This is a genomic window from Streptomyces sp. P5F9 (genome assembly GCF_057961495.1).
On record NZ_JBXVPZ010000076.1, the window covers coordinates 2,106 to 22,672 of the forward strand.

18 protein-coding genes and 1 pseudogene are annotated in these 20,567 nt (G+C 70.2%); 6 read left to right on the forward strand and 13 right to left on the reverse strand.

The annotated features are described in order from the left end of the window. The 3 genes and pseudogenes from AC31A1_RS15355 to AC31A1_RS15365 all read right to left on the reverse strand — a co-directional run. Window positions 1-153, reverse strand: a pseudogene (locus AC31A1_RS15355) (dihydroxyacetone kinase subunit DhaK); the annotation flags it as partial. A gap of 478 nt (window positions 154-631) precedes the next feature. Beyond that, window positions 632-2,974 carry an alpha-L-fucosidase gene (locus AC31A1_RS15360; protein ID WP_489653848.1) on the reverse strand — a complete coding sequence of 781 codons (2,343 nt, stop codon included), beginning with the start codon at window positions 2,972-2,974 and terminating at the stop codon, window positions 632-634. A 399-nt stretch (window positions 2,975-3,373) separates the two neighbouring features. Continuing rightward, window positions 3,374-4,687, reverse strand: coding sequence for an MFS transporter (locus AC31A1_RS15365; protein WP_489653849.1), 1,314 nt, complete (start codon window positions 4,685-4,687; stop codon window positions 3,374-3,376). A 555-nt stretch (window positions 4,688-5,242) separates the two neighbouring features. On the opposite strand from AC31A1_RS15365, the gene AC31A1_RS15370 reads away from it, so the two are divergent. Together AC31A1_RS15370 and AC31A1_RS15375 are read left to right on the forward strand one after the other, a co-directional pair. Next, entirely contained in the window at window positions 5,243-5,926 is a 684-nt protein-coding gene (locus tag AC31A1_RS15370; RefSeq protein WP_489653850.1) for a GNAT family N-acetyltransferase, read from the forward strand. Between the two features lie 425 nt (window positions 5,927-6,351). Next, window positions 6,352-7,131, forward strand: a complete 780-nt coding sequence (locus tag AC31A1_RS15375; protein ID WP_489653851.1) for a hypothetical protein — start codon at window positions 6,352-6,354, stop codon at window positions 7,129-7,131. A gap of 163 nt (window positions 7,132-7,294) precedes the next feature. Here AC31A1_RS15375 and hydA read toward each other — a convergent pair whose 3' ends face one another. From hydA to AC31A1_RS15420, 9 genes are all read right to left on the reverse strand, one after another. Then, entirely contained in the window at window positions 7,295-8,716 is a 1,422-nt protein-coding gene (hydA, locus tag AC31A1_RS15380) for a dihydropyrimidinase (protein WP_489653852.1), read from the reverse strand. A 26-nt stretch (window positions 8,717-8,742) separates the two neighbouring features. Next, window positions 8,743-9,123, reverse strand: a complete 381-nt coding sequence (locus AC31A1_RS15385) for an allophanate hydrolase-related protein (protein WP_489653853.1) — start codon at window positions 9,121-9,123, stop codon at window positions 8,743-8,745. A gap of 13 nt (window positions 9,124-9,136) precedes the next feature. Further along, the gene (locus tag AC31A1_RS15390) at window positions 9,137-10,300 is read right to left on the reverse strand and encodes an NAD(P)/FAD-dependent oxidoreductase (RefSeq protein WP_489653854.1); all 1,164 of its coding nucleotides are present in this window, start codon (window positions 10,298-10,300) and stop codon (window positions 9,137-9,139) included. Next, window positions 10,297-11,664, reverse strand: coding sequence for an FAD-dependent oxidoreductase (locus AC31A1_RS15395; protein WP_489653855.1), 1,368 nt, complete (start codon window positions 11,662-11,664; stop codon window positions 10,297-10,299). The genes AC31A1_RS15390 and AC31A1_RS15395 overlap by 4 nt, the downstream gene beginning before the upstream one ends. 4 nt (window positions 11,665-11,668) lie before the next feature. Next, window positions 11,669-11,929: a (2Fe-2S)-binding protein gene (locus AC31A1_RS15400; RefSeq protein WP_489653856.1), complete on the reverse strand. Its 261-nt coding sequence runs from the start codon at window positions 11,927-11,929 to the stop codon at window positions 11,669-11,671. A gap of 68 nt (window positions 11,930-11,997) precedes the next feature. Beyond that, window positions 11,998-12,765, reverse strand: coding sequence for an amino acid ABC transporter ATP-binding protein (locus tag AC31A1_RS15405; RefSeq protein ID WP_489653857.1), 768 nt, complete (start codon window positions 12,763-12,765; stop codon window positions 11,998-12,000). Then, window positions 12,762-13,493, reverse strand: coding sequence for an amino acid ABC transporter permease (locus AC31A1_RS15410; protein WP_489653858.1), 732 nt, complete (start codon window positions 13,491-13,493; stop codon window positions 12,762-12,764). The genes AC31A1_RS15405 and AC31A1_RS15410 overlap by 4 nt, the downstream gene beginning before the upstream one ends. Window positions 13,494-13,531: 38 nt before the next feature. Continuing rightward, entirely contained in the window at window positions 13,532-14,407 is an 876-nt protein-coding gene (locus tag AC31A1_RS15415; protein ID WP_489653859.1) for an ABC transporter substrate-binding protein, read from the reverse strand. Between the two features lie 7 nt (window positions 14,408-14,414). Beyond that, complete coding sequence (locus AC31A1_RS15420) at window positions 14,415-15,365, reverse strand: dihydrodipicolinate synthase family protein (RefSeq protein ID WP_489653860.1); 951 nt, start codon at window positions 15,363-15,365, stop codon at window positions 14,415-14,417. A gap of 241 nt (window positions 15,366-15,606) precedes the next feature. Here AC31A1_RS15420 and AC31A1_RS15425 point away from each other — a divergent pair, with 241 nt between their 5' ends. Beyond that, window positions 15,607-16,644 (forward strand): LacI family DNA-binding transcriptional regulator, encoded by a 1,038-nt coding sequence (locus AC31A1_RS15425; protein WP_489653861.1) that lies wholly within the window; start codon window positions 15,607-15,609, stop codon window positions 16,642-16,644. Window positions 16,645-16,739: 95 nt separating this feature from the next. Here the strand turns inward: AC31A1_RS15425 and AC31A1_RS15430 are convergent, their stop codons facing one another. Next, a complete protein-coding gene (locus tag AC31A1_RS15430; protein WP_489653862.1) occupies window positions 16,740-16,952 on the reverse strand; it encodes a hypothetical protein in 213 nt (70 codons plus the stop codon). 37 nt (window positions 16,953-16,989) lie between these two features. Between AC31A1_RS15430 and AC31A1_RS15435 the strand changes: the two genes are divergently transcribed. The 3 genes from AC31A1_RS15435 (at window position 16,990) to AC31A1_RS15445 (ending at window position 20,484) form a co-directional block, all read left to right on the forward strand. After that, on the forward strand, window positions 16,990-17,343 hold the full coding sequence (locus AC31A1_RS15435; RefSeq protein ID WP_489653863.1) for an ArsR/SmtB family transcription factor: 354 nt from the start codon (window positions 16,990-16,992) through the stop codon (window positions 17,341-17,343). Window positions 17,344-17,355: 12 nt separating this feature from the next. Further along, on the forward strand, window positions 17,356-18,828 hold the full coding sequence (locus tag AC31A1_RS15440) for a substrate-binding protein (RefSeq protein WP_489653864.1): 1,473 nt from the start codon (window positions 17,356-17,358) through the stop codon (window positions 18,826-18,828). Window positions 18,829-18,960: 132 nt separating this feature from the next. Continuing rightward, entirely contained in the window at window positions 18,961-20,484 is a 1,524-nt protein-coding gene (locus AC31A1_RS15445; RefSeq protein ID WP_489653865.1) for an amidase, read from the forward strand. Window positions 20,485-20,567: the final 83 nt, after the last annotated feature.

Sequence of the window (20,567 nt, forward strand, 5' to 3'; positions counted from 1 at the left end):
ACCGGAAACAAGCCCCACCTGCCCGGCCACGGGAGCGTCCCGCCGTACGATCACCCGGTTCTCGACGTCCACGGTCAACTCGGGATGGGCGGCCGCCATGCCTCGCAGCGCGTCCGTGACCACGGTTTCCGCGACGTTGATCAGCATCTTCATGGGTACCTCCTGGCAAGGCTGGTAAATGTGTCCCTGACCTGCGTCTTCGCTGGCCGGCGAGGGGGTGTGCCGGTTGTCGATGCTGACTTTTGTGGCGGGTCGTCAGGTCGCTGGGTTCGGTCGGGCGAGGGTGGCCGGAACGCCCCTGCGACAAGTATCGACCTTGTAGCAGCGAAGGTCACGGGCCTGGACGATGGTGGCCGTGCCAGGCTCAGCCGGCCCTGTGCGCTCAACGCCGAAGCGGCCGGCTCCCCGAGTATCACTGGCACACTGGCAGTGGTTCGCCGGCGATACGAGTGCTGACGTGTGGCACGTCCACGACCTCGTGCCTGCACCCGACACGACTGCGGGATGGTCGTACGACTACGCCGGAACGGAGTCTTTCGACGTCACGTGACACATCACCGAGCCAACTGAGACAACGCCTGAGACCCTGCCTTGGCAGACCTGTGCCCGCTGCGTTGTGGCAGGTCGGGTCTCAGGCGCGCCAATCCACTTTGAACACCCACGCGTGCCGCCCCGCCTTGCGTGCGGCTTCGGGGACGTCGATCACCAGCGCCCCGTTGCTGAGGGTCCATGTCAGGGGGCGGCCGTGGCCGAGCATGGTCACCTTGTCGCCACTGCGGATCGGGACCGGCGCTTCGACGGTGAGTTTGGCGCTCGGCTCGGCCAGGGAGTGGATGTAGAAGGCCTCGTCCGGGCGGACCGTGAACCTCAGGTCGTCGCCGAGCTGCGCCATCCGCGACCAGTACGTCGTGTCGTAGATCGCCTCGCCGTTGACGCTCAGCCAGCGGCCCGTCTCGCGCAGCCGGGTCTGCATGATCTTGGGGATCGAGCCGTCGGCCCGAGGGCCGATGTCGAGAAGGAAGTTGCCGTTCTTCGACACGATGTCGATGAGGTTGCGCACGACCTCGTCGGCCGTCATGTAGCCGTCGTCGGGGGTGGCCCGGTTGTAGCCGTAGCTGAACGGGTCGAGGCCTCGGCTGGACTCCCACTTGGCGACGACCGTGTTCTCGTACGTCGTGTACTCGGGCGTGGTGAAGTCGTGGAAGGCGATCCCCGCACGGTCGTTGACGGTCACGTCGGTCGGGCGGCGGCGGTTCTTGGCGTGGTTGAAGTACTCCGCCAGCACATGGAGGCTGTCGTTGGCGCCGCCGATGTCGCACCAGATGAGCTCGGGGTCGTAGCCGTGGATCAGTTCCAGCATCTGCGGGGCCTGATACTGCGTCACATAGTCCTTGCCCGCGGTGTATCCGGTGTACGGCACCGGCTGAAGGGTGTACGGATTGCGCGGGGCGTGACCCATCCACGGGTTGTCGGGGTTGAACCACTCCGGCATCGAGAAGTAGAGCCCGCGGTGGAGTTCGGGCGTGTGGCGGCGTGAGGCGTCGAAGAGTTCTTTGACCAGGTCCCTCTTCGGGCCCATCCTGACCGCGTTGCGGTCGGAGACCTTGGTGTCCCACAGCGCGAAGCCCTCGTGGTGCTTCGAGGTGAGCACGTGGTACTGGGCGCCCGCGTCCCGGAACAGTTCCACCCAGGCTCGCGGGTCGAACTTCTCGGCGGTGAAGCGGGGGATGAAGTCGTCGTACGCGAAGTCCTCGCCGTAGGTGTCCCGGTGGTAGGCGTACGTCGGGTTGTTCGGGTCCTGCATCTGATCCCAGTACCACTCGGCGTACTGCTTGCCGACCGGCGCCCAGGCGGGCACCGAGTAGACGCCCCAGTGGATGAAGATGCCGAACTTGGCGCCCTGGAACCAGTACGGCGCCTGGTGGCCGGCCAGGGAGGGCTCGGTGGGCCCGTAGTCGGCGACGCCGAGGGTCAACTGCTCGCGGGACACCGCGACTTGGGAGCCGCGTCCGGTCACGGTCACCGTGCCGTCCCGCACGGTGCCGGGTGTGACACCGCTGCGGATGCCGACGCGGACGCGTGCCTGTTCACCGGGGTCCAGGCGCCGGACGCGGGCGGGCTCGACCGTACGGGCACCCTGGGCGTCGACGCGTACGGACACTCCGTCGCCCGCGAGGATCGCGACCGTACCGGCGTTCACGACCGTCGCCTCGACGCTCTGCGCGCCGGACGACTCCAGCAGCGAGTTCGTGGAGTGGGCGTCGCGCAGGGCCAACGCCCGTCCCTGGGCCGCGGGTTGGAGGGAGAGCGCGAAGACGTGCAGCGAAGTCCGGCCCGCCTCGGCCGGGTTGGTGACCGGGAGGGTGAGGGCGACCGCCTCGCGCTGCGGGTCGAACCAGACCTCAGAAGTGCCGATGCCGACGCTGTGCTGGTCCTCGGTGCCGTCCGGCCGGTAGCGGTACGGGGCGGAGAGCGAGCCGCCCGCCGCGTACCAGTCGGCGCCGCCGAGGCCGGCGGTCGTGGTGGAGCCGTCGGCGTAGTGGACCGTGGCGTTGCCGGAGGCGTTGCCGTAGCTGCACGAGGTGAGGAAGACGGCCGACAGATAGCGGCCCTGGGGCAGTTCGACGCGCTGGCCCATCGCGACGACGTTGTTCTTGGCGCCCGCGGCCGAGGAGGGGAAGAGGAAGGGGATGCCGTCGACCTCGACGCGGCCGGTGGGGAGTTCCTCGCCCGGGAAGGTGTAGCCCGAGCCGTCGAAGTCACCGCCGCGCGCGGAGGCGGTGTCGATGCCGTCGTTGTCGTAGAGGCCGTCGAGCGGGACGGGGACCGGCTCGGGGACGGGGACCCACTGTCCGGCCTGGATGGGGGCGGGTTCGGCGGCCCGCGCGGCCGTCGCCAGGGTGAGCGGAAGGGTGGCCGAAACGGCGACGCCCGCCGTCGCGCCGAGGACCTGACGTCTTGGATACGTGCTCATGAGCGCCTCCAAATCATCGGATGTCTGATGATTGAGGAGAGCTGAGACGCTGTCAACGGTGCGGACAGAGGGATGAGTTGGAGAAATTCATAGGATGACAAGTAGGGCTGCTCGGCGTATGGCCTGTTCGGCCCGCAACGCCGAAGGCTGGACCGGCGGCCAGGACAGCGATCCACAGCATGACGACGATGCGTCGTTGCCGGAACGCCGGCCGGCCGATGGGGCTTCCTCGACGAACTCGCCACGGCGGGACAGCTGGACGTGTCACGTTGCGTGAACGACTCCGTCAGTCTCAGGGGCGCAGGGCAGGCCTGGGCGTAGTGGTGTGATGTCTGGTTCGCGCCGATCCGCCGACGCGGGCCCGTGGGAAGCTGACCGCCCGACGGGGTCGCGGTGGCGTTACGGCATTCCGCCGACGGGTGCGGGCTCGGGCTTTCCGAGAGGGATGTCGCGCATGCCACGCAATGGTGAGAAGAACAGCCACAATCCCGCGCAGCAGCCGCCGGCGACGGCGATCCACAAGGTGGTCCGGACGCCGAGGGCGGTGGCGAGTGCGCCGCCGACCACGCCGCCCAGCGGCAGTGTGCCCCAGGTGATCCAGCGTGCGGCGGCACTGACCCGGCCGAGCATGTCCGGTGGGCAGGCGGCCTGGCGGTAAGTGGTCAGCGAGACACCCGCGACGGTGGAGGCGAAGGTCCACGAGATCCAGCCGAAGCCGAACAGCAGCACCCACCGACCGTGCCCGGCCAGCGGGATCAGCAGGCCGGGCAGGGACAGCACGGTCATCGAGATCCAGCTGATCCTCGCCGAGCCGACCTTCCGGGCGAGGTACCGTGCCGCCACGCCGCCGGCCACCCCGCCGACGGCCCCGAGCGCCAGCAGCAGCCCAACCCGGGCGGGACGCAGATGCAGCGTGCGGATCAGGAACACCGGGCCGAGGGTCTCCACCATGATGACGAAGAAGTTGGCTGTGCCGTTGAAGGCCACCGAGTTCCGCAGGATGGGGTCGCGGGTGACATAGGCGAGCCCTTCACGGATCTGCGCCCACAGCCTGGGCCGCCGGTCGGCTTCGGCCGAGGGCCGGCGTCGCTCGCGGCGGGTACGGATAGCCGTCAGCGAGCCCGCCGACAGCGCGAAGGAGAGGGCGTCGGCGGCCATCGCCCCCGCGGCGCCGACCAGCGCCACCAGCCCCGCGCCCAGACTGGGCCCGGCAATTTGCGCGACCGACTGGGAGACGGCGACCTTGCCGTTGCCGTCCATGAGCTGGTTACGGTCGAGCAGCACCGGCAGATAACTCTGGTAGGCCACCGAGAAGAACACGGAGAAGACGCTGGAGACCAGCGCGACGGCGTAGAGCTGGGCGAGCGTCAGCGCCCCGACTGCGTGCGCCAGCGGCACCGAGCCGATCACCAGGAACAGCGCGAGGTTGCACCAGATCATCAGCCGGAGCTTGGGGACCCGGTCCACTATGGCCCCGGCCGGCAGTGCCACCAGCAGATACGCACTCGTCTCCGCAGCCGACAACAAGCCTACCTGGAAGGCGGAGGCCTCCAACAGCACGACGGCGACCAACGGCAGGGCGAGGACGGTGACTTGCGACCCCATCTCACTGACCGTCTGCCCACCCCATAAGAGTCGGAAGTCGCGATGATGCCAGATCGAGGGATGTTTTCTGTTGTCATCAGGCACCCGCCCGATAGTGGCATCAGCCATGAACTCATGTCCATGCCAGGGCGTCGGCGTTGGCGTGTGATGTCCACCCCGCCGCGGCCACTGCTGATGATCGCCGGCTCCCATGCGGACACCCGATACTTCAGCGAGGACGCCGTGCTGATGGACTTCTACGCCGAGCACCTCTGATCCGAACGGATCGCGAGAGCCGGCGCGGCAAAAGGCGAACGCGGCCCTTGGCGCTGGTGGCCGGCCCCGGGACGATCACGACCGGGGGCGCGTTCGTGCGACGTCGCTCCGGGGACGACGTCGGGCCTGGTGAGCCGGACACCTGTCGACGGGAGTTGCACGGTCGCACGAAGTAACTCAGCCGAATCTGGTTCGGAGCAGCCCGGCTCGCCGACGATGGCGGCGTTCGCGGCGTTCGGTTCGTTCTCGACGCTGCTGCTGTGCCAACGCGCCCCTCCTCCGCCTCACCACATAGGAAACCGTCTGAGACCGAGCGGGAATTGGAGGGCAGGCGTCGCCCGGCGGCGACGAACGACGGGGGCTGTTATCCGCCTGCCCCACCGGTTGCGGTCATGCTCTAATCGCCCGATGACGAAGGTCGAATCACAGCTGGTACGACGTTGGCTGGACGGCTGGACCGTGGCCCGTTCCCTGCCCGAGGCCGAGCCGGTCGAGCCCGCCGGGGACGGCCTGCGGTCCGAGTGCGACCAGCCCGGCCGGGAGGTCGAGGTGTTCGCGCTGCGTGCGGACGAGGAGCCCGAGTCCCTGGCACGGCTGGCGGCAGCCGTCGCCGCCGCGCGGCAGACCACCTGGCTCACGGTGCCTACGCTGCGCCCGGACACCGTCGAATCCGTCGTCGGCGCCGCCGGACTGGAGTTGCTCCGCCGGTCCGAGTGGTTGATGACGACGAACCTGACCGAACACCCGCAGCACAAGCCCGCCGCGCCGTATGAGCGCGAGGTGTGCACGGAGGGACCAGTCACGGTCGTCTCCCTCCGTGGCCCGTCCGGAGAGGTGGCGGCGCGCGGCACCATCGCCGTGGTCGGTACCGATGCGATCGCCGATCGTATCGAGACGGAGGAGGCGCACCGCCGACGCGGCCTGGGCCGCGCCATGATGAGCGCTCTGGTGGAGGCCGCCGTGTCCCAGGGCGCCCGTACCGGCCTTCTCATCGCCAGTGAGGAAGGCCAGCGCCTCTACTCCGCCCTCGGCTGGCACCACGAAGCCGACGTGCTGATCGCCCGGGGACCGGTGGTTCCCTCCACCTGTTAGGACGTGTCTCCTTGCGCGGAGGCCCATGCAAGACCTACCGGAAGATGGATCGCGTGAGGCGTCGGCCGGCGGGGCGGCCGTCCCAGTGGCAGAAGTCCACGGCGCCGCCGCTCTTCTCTGTGCAGCGCCGGAGCTAGCCGTAGTAGTTCATCTACGAGTGCGTACGCGCGACGACCCAGGAACTGCCCGCAGTCGTCATCAGCCTGCCTCGGTCCCGAGAGGGCGGAATGGGGCTCGGCTCTCCCCATCGACTCGACACCGAGGCTGAGCCGCCCTCCCAGGGCGATCGATGACCGGTGGTCGCCGGCATTCCGCAGCTCCTTTCCAGGCGTTCAACAGGGCCGGCCGCGGCCCGGAAACCGAACACCGGGGAAGATCACTGATCACGTAGCCTCTCCTGGCACGCACACGACAAGGGGAGGACCATGAGAGGGAGAACGGCCTGGGCCGCGGCCGGCGCAGCGGCGGCTCTGGTGCTGACGACGGCCACCGGGGCGCACGCGGAGGGGCGGGGCGACGTCCGGGTGGTGAAGACCGTCGTCAACGGCGGCGGCAACGTCATCGTGGGTACGGCGAAGACGATCCGCTACCCGGTCGACATCACGATCAAGGACAACTCGGGGGTGAAGGGGCTCACGGACGTCAGCACCTTCAACAAGTCGAGCGCCTACACCTTCGCGACCTGGAACGACGACTCGTCCTGCACGAAGAAGAGCGCGACGACCTCGGTGTGCCGGGCCACGCTGACCATCGATCCCGCCTGGATCGCCGACAGCGACGACATCGACACCAACAAGGTCGCGGGCGTCTGGCAGGTCAACGCCACGGTCAAGGCGAAGGACGGCGACTACTGGATCTCCGACCACATCGCCGAGTACAAGGTCAAGCGGGCCGCCCAGCTGACCACCGTGATCGCACCCGAGAAGGTCGCCAAGGGCTCCAAGGCGACCGTCACCGGCAAGCTGTCGCGGGCCAACTGGGAAGACCGCAAGTACCACGGGTTCACCGGGCAGCAGGTCAGGCTCCAGTTCAAGAAAAGGGGCGCCGCCCACTACGGCACGGTCAAGACCGTGACGACGAACAGCACCGGGAACCTGACCACCAAGGTGACGGTCACCTCGGCAGGCAGCTGGCGCTGGTACTTCCCCGGCACCACGACCACCTCGCTGAAGGCGTCGGCCGGAGACACCCTCAATCTGAAGTAGGAGTAGTCGGCAGACGGCGCCCAAGAAGTCCTCAGTTCTCCTTGGCGACCACGTAGCCAACTCATGCACGTAGCCAACTCATCGTCGGTGTGACGACGATGAGTTGGCCATCGTCCCCGTCGGAAGGCAACCAGGGCCCGGGCGCGTCGGGCCGGTCGCGGGGTCAGCAGACCAGGGACCGGCTCAGCGGGCCCGAGCGCAGATGGCGGCCCCGGGGTTCGGGGTCCGTCAGCCGGCCCGCGTCGACGACGGGACGGCCGCCCACCACGACGGTCTCCGGCCAGCCGGTGACCGGCATGCCCTCGTACGGCGTGTAGTCCGTGGCCATGTGCAGGCCGGTGCTGCGGACGGTCCGGGTGGCCGTCGGATTCCAGATCGCCAGGTCCGCGTCCGAGCCGGGTGCGATGACTCCTTTGCGGGGGTAGAGGCCGTTGAGCCGGGCCGGGTTGGCACACATCAACTCGACGAAGCGGCCCACCGGCAGCCCGCCCTTGACCACCAGCTCGCTGAAGATCACCGGCATGCGCGTCTCAACTCCCGGCAGGCCGTTGGGCATTGCCCGTACGTCGTGGCTCACCGACTCCTTCTGGGCCGTGTCGTAGCAGCAGTGGTCGCTGCCGATCGTCGCCACCTGGCCCATGAGCAGCCGTGAGCGCAGTCCGGCGACCGTGCCGGCGTCCCGCAACGGCGGGCAGCACACGAAGCGTTCGGGGTGCGGGCCCGCGTACGCGGTGTCGTCCAGGACCAGGTGGTGGGCCACCGTCTCCGTGAACGCCCGCACTCCCCGGCCGCGAGCACGGGCCACCAGGTCGACCGCCTCGGGTGTCGACTGGTGGACGAAGTACACCGGGGCCGACACCGACTCCGCGATGGCGAGGATCTCGGCGACCGACGCGTTCTCGGCCAACTCCGGCCGCGTACCCGCGTGATGGGACGCGCTGATCGAGCCGGCCGCCTCGCCGCGCTCCTGCGTGTCCGCGATGATGTGGTCGGCCTCGCAGTGGATGACCACCATGCCGCCCAGGTCCCGCAGCGTGGTCATCACGTTCAGGATGGTCTTCTCGTCGGCCATGGTCTCGCCGCGGTACGTGGTGAACATCTTCACCGTGACGATGCCGTCGCAGGCCATCGACCGCAGCTGTTCCGGCACGGTGTCGTCCCACTCGACCACGCACCCGTGCAGGGCGCTGTCGCACAACCCCTGTGCCGCCTTGGCGCGTTGGGCCGCGGCGACGTCGGCCGGGTTCTCGCCGGGGCGCGGGATGGCGAAGTCCACGATCGTGGTCGTACCGCCGAAGACGGCAGCCGTGGTGGCCTGGCGGTAGTCGTCGAGGGAGGTGAAGTCCCCCGAGGTGAAGCCGACATGGCAGTGCGGGTCCACGCCACCGGGCAGCACGAGACGTCCGGAGGCGTCCAACTCGGCGGTGCCGGGGGCCTGTTGGGCGCGATACGCGCCCGGCTCCACCACCCCGAGCACCTTGCCGCCGCCCACCAGGACGTCTGCGGCGCCCTGCCAGTCGGCGTTGACCACGGTGCCGCCCCGGACGACGAGGTCGACGGGTTCGATCGATGAGGGGTGGGACATGGCGAACCTCCAGCGAGGACGAGGTGTCAGAGAGTGGCGAGGTAGGCGTGCCAGCCGCCGTGAGCCGTGATGTCGACGACTCCGGGAGCCGTGAGTGCGGAGGCGCGCATGCGCATCGAGAAGGAGCCCGAGCCGTCCGCCAGGGCGATCACGCCCAGTTCGAGTTCCACGGGCTCCTCGGGCAGCAGCCGTTCGCGCAGCACCTCGTAACTGACCTCGTACACCTCGCCGTTGATCGCCGCGCCGCCCTCCGTGACGGGGTGCAGGCCGGGGAACTCGTCGCGCACGGAGAAGAACTGATACGTGGCTGCCGTGCGGGCGGGGCCGAGCAGGCGGGCGTCACTGAGCGCGTGGTTGAGGGTGCCTCCGGACATCGCCTGGCCGTTGACGAACATCTTCAGGGTCATGGGGGAGTGCCTTTCAAGGTGATACGGCAGTGGTGGCGTCGTCGTAGAGCAGGCGGCCGGGGCCGAGGTCGTCCACCGGGTCGGCCGGGTGCTCCCCGGCGATCTGGCGGGCCAGCGTGTCGCCCCACACCGGGGCCAGGGTGAAGGCGTAGGTGCCGCCCGCGACGAAGAAGCCGGGGTGGCCCGGGACTTCACCGATCACCGGCATCTCGTCCGGGGTCGCGGCCAGCGGTCCTGCCCACATGCGCAGCAGCCGCAGATCGCCGAGGAACGGCAGGATGCGCCCGGCCTGGGCGAGATTGCCGGCCATGCTGGGCACGCTGACGGTGCTGCGCCCTTCCATGTCGAGCCTCGCCGCGGGCCAGCCGCCGCCGATCAGCAGGTTGCCGGCGCTGACCTGCTTGACCGACATGCCCTCGCCGATGTGCTGGACGAGGTGGTGCATGACCGGCGGGACCCGCACGGTCACGTGCATCTGGATCGCGACCGGGGACATCCGGATCCCCACCCCGGCGAGTGCCGAGATCCCGGTGATCCACGGCCCGGCCACGTTGACGACCACGGGCGCGGTCCAACTCCGGTCGCCCGAAAGCACCTTGTAGTCGTCGCCGACCCGCTGGATTCCGGTCACCGGAGTGAAGGCGTGCAGCTCGGCGCCGAGGCGGCGGGCCGCGGCCAGATAGGCGGGGGTGATCAGGAGCGGGTTGGCGTAGCCGTCGAGCCGGCACCAACTGGCCGCACGTACACGGCTGGAGAGCAGCGGCAGCTGCTTGCGGGCCTCGTCGCCGGTGAGCACCTCGGTGGGGATACCCGCCCGCCGCTCCCACTCGTGCTTCTCCCTCAACTCCTCTTCCTGTACGGCGGTTTCGGCGACCATGAAGCCGCCGCCGCGCCGCAACTCCACGTCAGCGCCGAGCCGTTCCTCGATCTGCGACCAGTGGTCGGACGCCCGGCGTTGCAGGGGCAGCAGACGGGCGCTGTCGACCGGGACCTCCTGGCCCGGGCGGCGGGTGTGGATGGCCTGGATGTGGAGGTTGCCCGCGGTCGTCCCGGAGCCCTCGCGGTTGGGCGCGCCGCGTTCCAACACCACGACCCGGTAACCGCGTTCGGCGAGGTGGAAGGCGGCACTGGCGCCGAGGATACCGGCGCCGATGACGACGACATCGGGCCGGGTCACGGGACTTCCTGCCCTTCGACCGTCGCGGCCATGGGCAGCGGCCGTATCGGCATCCGGGCCGCGAAGCACTCCGCCACACCGTCGCCCCGCCCGGCCAACGCCGCGACGATGTGGCCGCATTCGCGTCCCTGGCAGGGACCCATGCCGGCGCGGGTGGCGGCCTTGGTGCCGTGCAGGTCGTTCCAGCCGGTCGCGGCCGCCTGCCGGATCTCGCCGGCGCTGACGCCCTCGCAGCGGCAGACCTGGGTGGCGTCGGGGATGTCGGCCATGGCCGGCAACGGGTAGAGCCGGTCGGCCAGTTCGGCGAATCGGTCCAGGGCGCGGGCCCGGCGGCGGAGGCCGGACAGCCGCACGGGTGCGCGTTCGGGTGTCAGGCGGCGCAGGATCGCGTGGGCGGCGAGCTGCCCTCGTACGCCGGCCGCGTGCACGCCCGCGATACCGGCACAGTCCCCGGCGACGTACAGGCCGTCCACCGAGGTCGCGCCGTCCGCGTCCACGACCGGGAGTTGTTCCGTGCCGGTGGGGTCGGCCCGGGTGTCGCAGCCCAACAGCCGGGGCAGCTCGGTGCTGGGGCGGAAGCCGAAGCCCACGCACAGCGCGTCGGTCTCCAACTGCCGTACGCCGCCGTCCTCTTGGCCGATGTCCACGGCGGTGACCTGGGTGTCGCCGTGCGCGGCGAGCACGCGGGCGCCCTGTTCGACGCGTACGCCGTGCCGGGCGAGGGTGAGCAGATAGCGGGCCGCCTCCGCGAGCCGGGCGGGCTGTCGCAGCGCGTCGCCGATCACCGAAGCGCGGGGGCGGTAGGGGTGGTTGAGCTCGACCAGCGCCTCGATCCGGGCGCCCACCTCCAGCAGCGCGCACGCGACCGGCAGCAGGAACGGACCGGTCCCGGCCAGCACGACCCGTCGGCCCACGGGAACCCGGTCCATGGTGGCCAGGTGCAGGGCGAACCCGGGGGTGACCACGCCCGGCAGCGTCCAGCCCGGGAAGGGCAGGGAGCGTTCGTAGGCGCCGGTGGCGGCGAGTGTGGCCCGGGTGCTGATGCGGCCGAGGGCGCCGGTGCGGACGTCGGAGGTGAAGAGGGTGCGGCCCGCGTTCTCGGCGCCCCAGGCCAGGGTGCCGGTGCGGACGACGACCCCGGCGGCCCGCACCTGGCCGATCAGTTCGGTGCCGCGCGGGCGGAAGTCGCCGAAGGCGGCGGTGAGTTGCTGGGCCCGGCGCTTGTAGTACTGACCGCCCAGGGTGTCGGACTCGTCGAGCAGGACGACGCTCAGCCCGCCCCGGGCCAGGATCAGCGCCGCGTGCAGTCCCGCAGGCCCGCCCCCGATGACCGCGACGTCCGCCTCCGACTCCGACTCCGCCATGACGTCAGCCATGGGCGGCCGTCGGCAAGGGCTCGGTGTGGGTGCGGATGTCCATGCCGTCGGTGACGTGCGTGGTGCAACTCCGGGAGCCGGGGCGGCCGTTGATGGTCACCTCGCACTCCAGGCAGACGCCCATCCCGCAGAAGGGGCCGCGCAACTGGCCGTTGACCGGGTTGCGGCGCAGCGGCCAGATACCGGCCGTGACCAGAGCGGCGCTGACGGACTGGCCCGCCCAGGCATGGCAGGGGATGCCATCGATGGTCAAGGCGACTGTCTGCGGTGGGGAGTTGGTGCTCATGGCTGTGCTCGCAGGGCTCAAGAGGGATGGGGGGTTCACAGGACGCGGTCCAGGAACTGGCGGGTGCGTGCGTGTTCCGGCGCGGAGAAGAAGAGGTCCGGGGACTTGTCCTCCACCACCAGGCCGTCGGCGATGAACGCCACCCGGTCGGCCGCCGCCCGGGCGAAGCCCATCTCATGGCTCACGACGATCATGGTCATGCCTTCCTCGCGGAGCCGGACCATGACGTCGAGGACCTCGCCGACCATCTCCGGGTCGAGTGCCGAGGTGGGTTCGTCGAAGAGCAGCAGCTCCGGGCGCATCGCCAGGGCGCGGGCGATCGCCACCCGCTGCTGCTGGCCGCCGGAGAGCTGGGAGGGGTAGGAACCGGTCTTGTCGGCGAGTCCCACCATGGCCAGCAACTCGCCTGCCGCGAGGCGTGCTTCTGACTTGGACGCACCGTTCACGTGCACCGGACCGGACGCCACGTTGTCCAGCGCGGTCATGTTCGGGAACAGGTTGAACTGCTGGAACACCATGCCGGTACGCCGACGCTGAACGGCGATCCGCCGCTCCCGCAGGGCTAGTTGGCGTCCGCCCCGCTCGCCGTAGCCGATGCGCTCGCCGCAGATGCTGACGGTGCCCGAGTCGGGGGTCTCCAGGTGGTTGAGGGTGCGCAGGAACGTGCTCTTGCCGCCGCCCGAAGGGCCCAGGACGAGCACGACTTCCCCTTGCCGGACCGTCAGGTCGATGCCTTTGAGGACCTCGACTCCGCCGTAGGACTTGCGTACTTGGCGCGCTTCAACGACCGTCTCGATGGTCATCGGGTCTCCATTTCGAGTGCCGGTACGGCGGCGGCGGTCTTGACGCGACGGCCTTCGCTCGGCCCGGTCTGGTGGCCGCGGCCGACCCGGATCTCCAGCCACCGCTGGACCAGTCCCCACAGGGTGGTCATCGCCAGGTAGTACAGGGCCGCCGCGGTGAGGCCCTCCAGGACCCGGAAGTTGGTCTGGACGGCGAACTGCGTGCGGCGCAGCAGCTCTTCGACGGAGATCACCGAGACGAGCGTGGTCGTCTTGAGCAGTCCGTTGAAGCTGTTGCCGAGCGGCGGGACCATCACCCGCAGCGCCTGCGGCATGACCACCACCCGGAACACCTTCCAGGGCGGCATGCCCAGCGCGCGGGCGGCCTCGGACTGGCCGCGCGGGACCGACATGACCCCGGCGCGGACGATCTCCGAGAGATACGCCGCCTCGTTGAGGACCAGGCCGGTCAGGGCCGCGCTGATCACGCCGAGGCGCAGGCCCAGTTGGGGCAACCCCGTGTAGATGATGACCAGTTGGACCAGCAGAGGGGTGCCCCGCATCAGCCACACGTAGAAGCCCGTGACCAGCCGGACCGGCCGGAACCGGGACGCTCTGCCGACCGCGACGAGCACGGCGAGCGGCAGGGCGAGCGCCATGCTGACCGCGGTCAGCCAGATCGTCGTCCAGGCTCCCTGGACGAGCTGGGGATCGGTGAGGAAGTCGAAGAAGGCATCCCAGGACCACATGGCTCTCGCCCTTCGCTGGTTACGTGGCGCGGATCGGGTTACTTCGCGCTGATCGCGCCGGTGGTCACCTTGGGGTCGCCGGTGTAGGCCGTGACGCCGTACTTCTTGAACAACGTGGCCAAGTACCCGTTGCTGCGAAGGGTGTTGAGCGCGTCCGCGACCGCGTCGGCGGGCTTCTGCTTGCCGAAGCCGAGGGCCAGCGGGGCCGGGTTCATGCCCTTGACCGCCGTCTCGAAGCGGCCGTCCTTCTGGTAGTAGCTGGTGACCGCCTCGACGATGGCCACGCCCTCGACCTGGCCCGCGGACAGTGCCTGGTAAGCGTCGGCGGTGGTGGTGAAGGTGCGGACGGTGACCTGCTTCTTGCCGGCCGCCTTGAGTTCCTTGTTGAGGGCGGTGAGGGTGTCGAACTCGTAGCCGGGCGCTTCCACGGCGATGGTCTTGCCGGAGAGGCCGTCCTCGGAGGTGATCTTCTTCGGGTTGCCCTTGGCGACGGAGATGGAGACGCCCTGGACCTCGTAGGGGACGAGCTTGACGGTCTTGGCGCGTTCCGGTGTGTAGAACATGCCGGTGTCGATCATGTCCCAGCGGCCGGACTGCACACCGGGGATCTGCGCGTCGAAGGGGATGTTGACGAACTTCGGGGTGAGACACAGGAGTTTGGCTATCTCGTCGCCGAGGTCCACCCGCATGCCGACGATCTTGTTCGAGGAGTCCAGGTACTGCATGGGCGGCAGGGTCGCGTTGGTGGAGATCGTCAGTGTGCCCGCGGTGACCAGGTCCGCCTTGCCCACCTTGGGCGTACAGCCGGTCGGGGCCGCGGCGGCGGACGACGAGGACGAGTCCCCGCTGCCGCAGGCCGTCAAGGTCAGAAGCAGGGCGGCTGCGGAGGAGGCCGCGATGAGAAGTCTGCGCACGGTCGGTTCACCTTTTTCCGGTGCTGGTGGAACAGGGGTGCAGCCCGGCCTCGTCGAGCGCCTCGGACAGGCCGAGCAGCGCGGACGGGTCCTCCAGGGGGAGCAGCGGGGGGCGTACATGCCCTCCGGGCTGCCCGAGCAGCCGCATGGCGGCTTTGAGCTGCGAGGTGGGTGAGGCGAACCGTGAGCTGTAGTCGTCGTTGACGAGCAGGTTCACAAGCCGTTCGTAACGTGCGGACCAGTCCCGGGCCCGGTCGAGGTCACCGGCCCAGTAGGCCTCGTAGAAGGGGACGGCGAAGCGGGCGCCGAGGCCGCCGCCGTCGATGTTCCCGGCGCCGCCGAACTCGGCCATGACGGCCATGCCCCGGCGGTGGATGAAGCGGCCGAAGACCTGGACCTTGCCGGCCAGGGCGGCACAGGTGTCCGCGACCTTCAGCTCGTCGCCGGAGCTGTCCTTGACGGCCACCACGGTGTCCAGCTCGGCCAGCCCGGCGAGGGTTTCGACCGTGATGTCGACAGCGGTGCCGCGCGGCCAGTTGTAGACCATGAGCGGCAGGTCGACCGCCCCGGCGAGGGTGGCGTAGAAGGCGTGGATCTCGTCCTGGCTCGGATGGACGTACGGCGGCGGGGTGGTGAGGATGCCGTCGGCGCCGATCGAGCGGGCGTGCTCGCCGTAGCGGGCGGACTCGGCCGCGGTGTACGCGCCGCAGCCGATCACCACCGGTATCTGGCCGGAGAGTTCGGCGACCGCGATCTCGGCCACCCGGCGGCGCTCCTCGGGGGTCTGGGAGAACCACTCGCCGGTCGTGCCGTTCACCAGGACTCCGTGCACGCCGTGCTCCGCGTACAGCGCGAGCAGTCCGCGCCAGGCGTCCTCGTCGAGGGAGCCGTCGGCGGCGAAGGGGGTGGGGGCGGCAGGCCAGTAGCCGCGCCAGGAGGCGGCGACCGAGGTGTTCATGGTGAGCTCCGATCGAGTGTCAGCCCCGGCAGGACGTCACCTGGTGGGACCACTCTGTGGGATCGATTGCACAGCACCGTGACACCGGCCGGAGGGGACGGTCAACCTCGTTCTGGCCGGAAACTGCTGGCGAAACGCATTGTTTACGCCACCGACTCGGCCACGTCTGACATGATGGCGATCACGGCTCGGCGCGTGAGGAGAGCCGTATGGGATCGATTTCACGATCGGGGGTGGGCCGGTGGCCGTCACCTTGGACCAGGTGGCCGAGGCGGCAGGGGTCTCCAAGAGCACGGCCTCGCGGGTGCTCAGCGGTTCCAGCCGGGTCAGTGCGCAGACGAAGCGCGCGGTGCAGTCCGCGGCGGAACGCCTCGGCTACCGCCCCAACCGGATCGCCAGCGGACTGCGCACCAGGCGCAGCAACCTCGTCGGACTGGTCATAACGAATCTGGTGAACGCGTCGTTCCACCGCATCACCGAGGTGCTCCAGCAGCGGCTGGACGAACGCGGCTACCAGGTGCTGCTGTGCGTCACCGACTCGGACCCGGCGCGCGAACGCCGTTACCTGGACATGCTGTTGGACCATCGCGTCGACGGCCTGATCATCGTGGGCACCGGCGACAACACCGCGACGGTCCGGGAGGTGAGCGCGGCCGGCATCCCCGTGGTCAACCTGATGCGCACACCCGACAGCGCGCCCGGCGACTCCGTGATGGCCAGCGACCGCGACGGCGCCGAACTGGCCGTCCGTCATCTGCTCGACCTCGGGCACCGGAACATCGCCTTCATCGGCGGCCCGCCCCACGTCGACTCCGGGCGCGACCGCTACGCGGGGTTCGCCGCGGCCCTGGCCACCGCCGGACTCGAACCCGATCCCGCTCTGTGCGCACGCGGCCCGTACACCGTGCCGTTCGGTGCGGAGGCGGTCATGCGGCTGATGGCGGCGGGCAACACACCCACCGCGCTGTACAGCGCCAACCACGAAGCGACGTTCGGGGTGCTCGGAGGCCTGGTGCAGCTCGGGGTCCGGGTGCCGGAGCAGCTCTCTCTCGTGTGCCACGAGGAGGCCCCCTGGTTCCCGTACTGGCACCCGCCGATCACCGTCGTCGACAACGGAGCCCGCGACCTCGGCGAACTCGCCGCGGAGCAACTGCTGCGCCGCATCGACAGCCGCCCCGACAACGGCGGCCCCGGCCCGGAGGGCGCCGGCCGGCTGATCCGTGTCGGCTCGCGGCTGGTGGTGCGCGAGTCGACCACGGCGCCGCGCCGGCCGGAGTAAGGGCCGGGGCTTGGATCAGCCGCTCTGTCGGCTCCTGTGGTACTGCCCCTGCCCGGCAACGGCCCGCACTGTCAGGGCTGTTGGGCGACTCGCGGTCACGACGGCGCGGGTGAGTCGTCCGTCGGCCCGGCCGTGTCGCGCAGCGCGTGGAGGAGGGCGGCGGCCGCGGGGATGCGCAGGGTGTCCGGCCAGAGCAGGGCGAAGACGCGGCGGACCGGGCAGTCGGTGAGCGAGCGGGCAGCCTGCGCGTCACGACCACGCGGGCGGCTCTGCGCAGCGGTCCGGCACCCTCGACTACGCTGGCACATGTCAACCGTCGCTGACCTATGGAGGGGGCGAACACAGGTGCCCGCAGACCTGGCGTTCGACGCGCTCGCCGACCCCGTACGCCGCCAGATTCTGGGCGTGCTGGCCGAGCGCGAGGAGTGCACCGTGGGGGAGCTTGCGGAGCGGATCACCAGCATCGGCCGTACCGGAGTCTCCAGCCACCTGCGTGTCCTGCGCGCCGCCGGTCTGGTGACCGAGCGGAAGGCGGGCCGGTTCCGGCACTACTCGATCGACCCGGCAGGACCCGCGCGTGACGTCATCGCGACGCTCCAGGCGCTGTTCCAGGGAGCGCTCGCCGACGCCGGGCGCGCCGCCACCGCGACGGAGGCCGCGGCCGCCGACCCCGACGTCCAGGACAGCCGGTCCGCCTGATGAGGTGACGTGATGGCCGCACTCCTGCTGCCCGCCGAGGAATGGACCGCCGCATCGCCGGCCGCGACGTTCGGCCTGTTCGGCGCGGGCACGGGTGCGGGCTGGGTCTTCGACGCCGTGTGCGACCGGGTCGCGGCGGGCGCCGTGGTGCGGATGGGCGCTCCGCTCGGCGGCCCGGTATCCGACATGGTGGAGATCATCGGCCGGATCAGCGAGGTACGGCCGCCGTCGCCGGCACGCGGGAACGTACGCGGCCACGCCGGACAGGGCGGACGTATCGAGATCGTGCACGACCAGCCCTGGCGGGGCCGGATCAAGCTGCGGTTCGACGCCGACCGAGGCGGGACGAGGGTCCGGCTGTTCGCCGAGCTCGACGAGGCCGGGCTGGAATGGCTGATGCGCCGCCGCGGCCTGCCTGCCGGTCGCGGGTCCGCGCCGAATCCGAATGCGCGGCTCGGTCTGCTGAACAGCAAGTCGGGCCTGGGGAGCATGTTCGGGGCCGCGACGGACCACATGGCCATGCTCGCCGTCGAGGAGATCAACGCGGAGGGCGGGGTGCGGGGCCGACCGGTGGAACTGGTGGTCGGCGACGACGCCTCGGACCCGGCGGTCGGCGTCGCCGAGGCCCGCCGACTGGTCCGGGCCGGCTGCCGGACGATCCTCGTCGCCACGACCTCCGCCACCTACTTCGCGGTCTCGCGCGCCCTCGCCGGAACCGAAGTGCTCCTGATTCAGCCCCACATGAACGAGGGTGGCGGCACAGGCCCGCTGCGCGTCCAGCTCGGCGAGCACCACGAGGACCAACTGGCGGCGGCAGTGGGCCCGTTGATGCGGGCGGCCGGCGGAAAGCGCTGGTTCCTGGCCGGCAACGACTACTGCTGGCCGCGCAGCACGCACGCGGCCGCCCGTCGCATCCTGCCGCGATCGGGCGCACGGGTGGTGGGGGAGCGGTACGCCGCCCTGGGCACCCGTGACTTCACGCGGGTCATCGAGGCGGTGACGGCTTCGGGCGCGGACATCGTCCTGTCCACGTTCGTCGGCGCGGACGCCGCCGCGTTCGAGCGGCAGTGCCATGCGACGGGCCTGCGCGAGCAGTGCGTCACGCTCGCACCGGCCATGGACGAGTCGACCCTTGAGCATGTCGGAGCCGACGCGGCGCCCGGCCTGTACGCCGTCTCCGGTTACGTCGAGCAGCTGGCGTCGCCCGGCAACACCGTACTGCTGCACCGCTATCGGGAGGCGTACGGCCGCTGGGCCCCGCCGCTGTCGACCCTGAGCGAGTCGGTGTTCGAGGCGGCGCACATCTGGTGGTCCGCCGCGCGCCGGGTGGGCGCGGACGAACCGCGGCTGATCGCCGAGGCGATGCGCTCAGGCAGGTTCCAACTCCCGCGCGGCACTGTCACGTTGGACGACAACGGCCGGGTCACCCAGGACCTCTTCGTCGCCGAGGCGACCGCCACCGGACTGCGACCGGTCTCGCTGTAGCCCAGCCGTTCTGGTCAGCTCGACCCGGGTGGCCCGGTCGGTCTGGTTAACCGCGAAGTTACGTCAATAAGTATTGACCTATTGGCGCGATGTTCTAGGTTGATGGGTGTCCAGCTGAAAAGGAGTCGTCCCTTGTCCTCACTCCCCGCACCTGACGCCGCCCGTCTCGCGGCGATCGACAAGCACTTCCACTTCGGCCTGTCCGCCGAGGAGTTGGAGGAGTACGCACCCGCCGTGGCGGGCTCTCTCGCAGCCTCGGAGGCGGTCGAGCGACTCTACGAGCGCGCGGCTCCCACCACCCCGGACCGGGCTTGGACGTCACCCGCTTCCGACGAGAACCGGCTCGGCGCCTGGTACGTGAAGACCTCGGTCAACGAGTCCGCCGAAGGCCAACTGGCCGGTCGTACGGTCGCGGTGAAGGACAACATCGCCGTCGCGGGCGTACCGATGATGAACGGTTCACGCACCGTCGAGGGCTTCGTCCCGCGCCAAGACGCCACCGTCGTACGGCGGTTGCTCGACGCCGGCGCGATGATCGCCGGCAAGTCGGTGTGCGAGGACCTGTGCTTCTCGGGCGCCAGTTTCACCTCGCATCCGGCGCCGGTGCGCAACCCGTGGGACGAGAGCCGGAACACGGGCGGTTCGTCCAGCGGCAGTGCCGCGCTCGTGGCGACCGGCGAGGTCGACCTCGCCCTCGGCGGCGACCAGGGCGGCTCGATCCGCATGCCGGCCGCCTTCTGCGGCATCGTCGGGCACAAGCCCACCCACGGACTGGTGCCCTACACCGGCGCCTTCCCCATCGAGCGGACCCTCGACCACGTGGGCCCGATGACCCGCACCGTCGCCGACGCGGCCGCGATGCTGGGCGTGCTGGCCGGCGTCGACGGCTTCGACCCGCGCCAGCCCGACGTGATCGAACCGGTGGACTACCTGGCGGCGCTCGCCGAGCCCGACTCGGCCCTGCGCGTCGGAGTCGTCACGGAAGGCTTCGGTACACCGGTGTCGGATCCCGGCGTCGACGAGGCCGTCCACGCCGCGATCGACGTGCTGGCCTCGGCCGGCCTCACCGTGGAGAAGGTGTCGATCCCCTGGCACCTGGACGCCCTCCACGTGTGGAACGTGATCGCGACGGAGGGCGCCGCGTATCAGATGCTCGACGGCAACGCCTACGGCATGAACGCCGACGACTTCTACGACCCGGAGCTGATCGCCCACTACGCGCGGGGGCGTGTCGAGCGCGGCGCCACCCTCTCCAAGACCGTCAAACTCGTCGGCCTGTCCGGCCGTTACACCTTCGAGGCCGGGGGCGGGAAGTACTACGGCATGGCCCGCCGCCTCCTGCCGCAGGTCCGCGCGGCCTACGACGCGGCACTGGACCGGTACGACGTGCTGGTCATGCCCACCGTCCCCTACACGGCCAAGGAGATCCCGCCGGCCGACGTCTCCCTGGCCGACTACCTGCACCTCGCGCTGTCGATGGTCGGCAACACCGCACCCTTCGACGCGACCGGCCACCCCTCGTGCAGCGTCCCGACCGACCTGGTCGACGGCCTCCCGGCCGGCCTGATGATCACCGGCAGGCGCTTCGACGACACCACCGTGCTGCGCGTCGCGCACACCTATGAACGGGCCGTCGGTGGGTTCCCCGCACCCTAGATGTCCCCCGACCTCTGGGGCAGCAAGCCATCTATCCCGTCGTGGCGAGAACCGGCACTGTCCTGTCCATCTGCTCCGGGCCG

Excerpts from the sequence above, each read along its gene's own strand:
- AC31A1_RS15360 (WP_489653848.1), bottom strand. The coding sequence starts at position 2,974 with ATGAGCACGTATCCAAGACGTCAGGTCCTCGGCGCGACGGCGGGCGTC.
- AC31A1_RS15365 (WP_489653849.1), bottom strand. The coding sequence starts at position 4,687 with ATGGCTGATGCCACTATCGGGCGGGTGCCTGATGACAACAGAAAACAT.
- AC31A1_RS15370 (WP_489653850.1), top strand. The coding sequence starts at position 5,243 with ATGACGAAGGTCGAATCACAGCTGGTACGACGTTGGCTGGACGGCTGG.
- AC31A1_RS15375 (WP_489653851.1), top strand. The coding sequence starts at position 6,352 with ATGAGAGGGAGAACGGCCTGGGCCGCGGCCGGCGCAGCGGCGGCTCTG.
- hydA (WP_489653852.1), bottom strand. The coding sequence starts at position 8,716 with ATGTCCCACCCCTCATCGATCGAACCCGTCGACCTCGTCGTCCGGGGC.
- AC31A1_RS15385 (WP_489653853.1), bottom strand. The coding sequence starts at position 9,123 with ATGACCCTGAAGATGTTCGTCAACGGCCAGGCGATGTCCGGAGGCACC.
- AC31A1_RS15395 (WP_489653855.1), bottom strand. The coding sequence starts at position 11,664 with ATGGCGGAGTCGGAGTCGGAGGCGGACGTCGCGGTCATCGGGGGCGGG.
- AC31A1_RS15405 (WP_489653857.1), bottom strand. The coding sequence starts at position 12,765 with ATGACCATCGAGACGGTCGTTGAAGCGCGCCAAGTACGCAAGTCCTAC.
- AC31A1_RS15410 (WP_489653858.1), bottom strand. The coding sequence starts at position 13,493 with ATGTGGTCCTGGGATGCCTTCTTCGACTTCCTCACCGATCCCCAGCTC.
- AC31A1_RS15420 (WP_489653860.1), bottom strand. The coding sequence starts at position 15,365 with ATGAACACCTCGGTCGCCGCCTCCTGGCGCGGCTACTGGCCTGCCGCC.
- AC31A1_RS15430 (WP_489653862.1), bottom strand. The coding sequence starts at position 16,952 with ATGTGCCAGCGTAGTCGAGGGTGCCGGACCGCTGCGCAGAGCCGCCCG.
- AC31A1_RS15440 (WP_489653864.1), top strand. The coding sequence starts at position 17,356 with ATGGCCGCACTCCTGCTGCCCGCCGAGGAATGGACCGCCGCATCGCCG.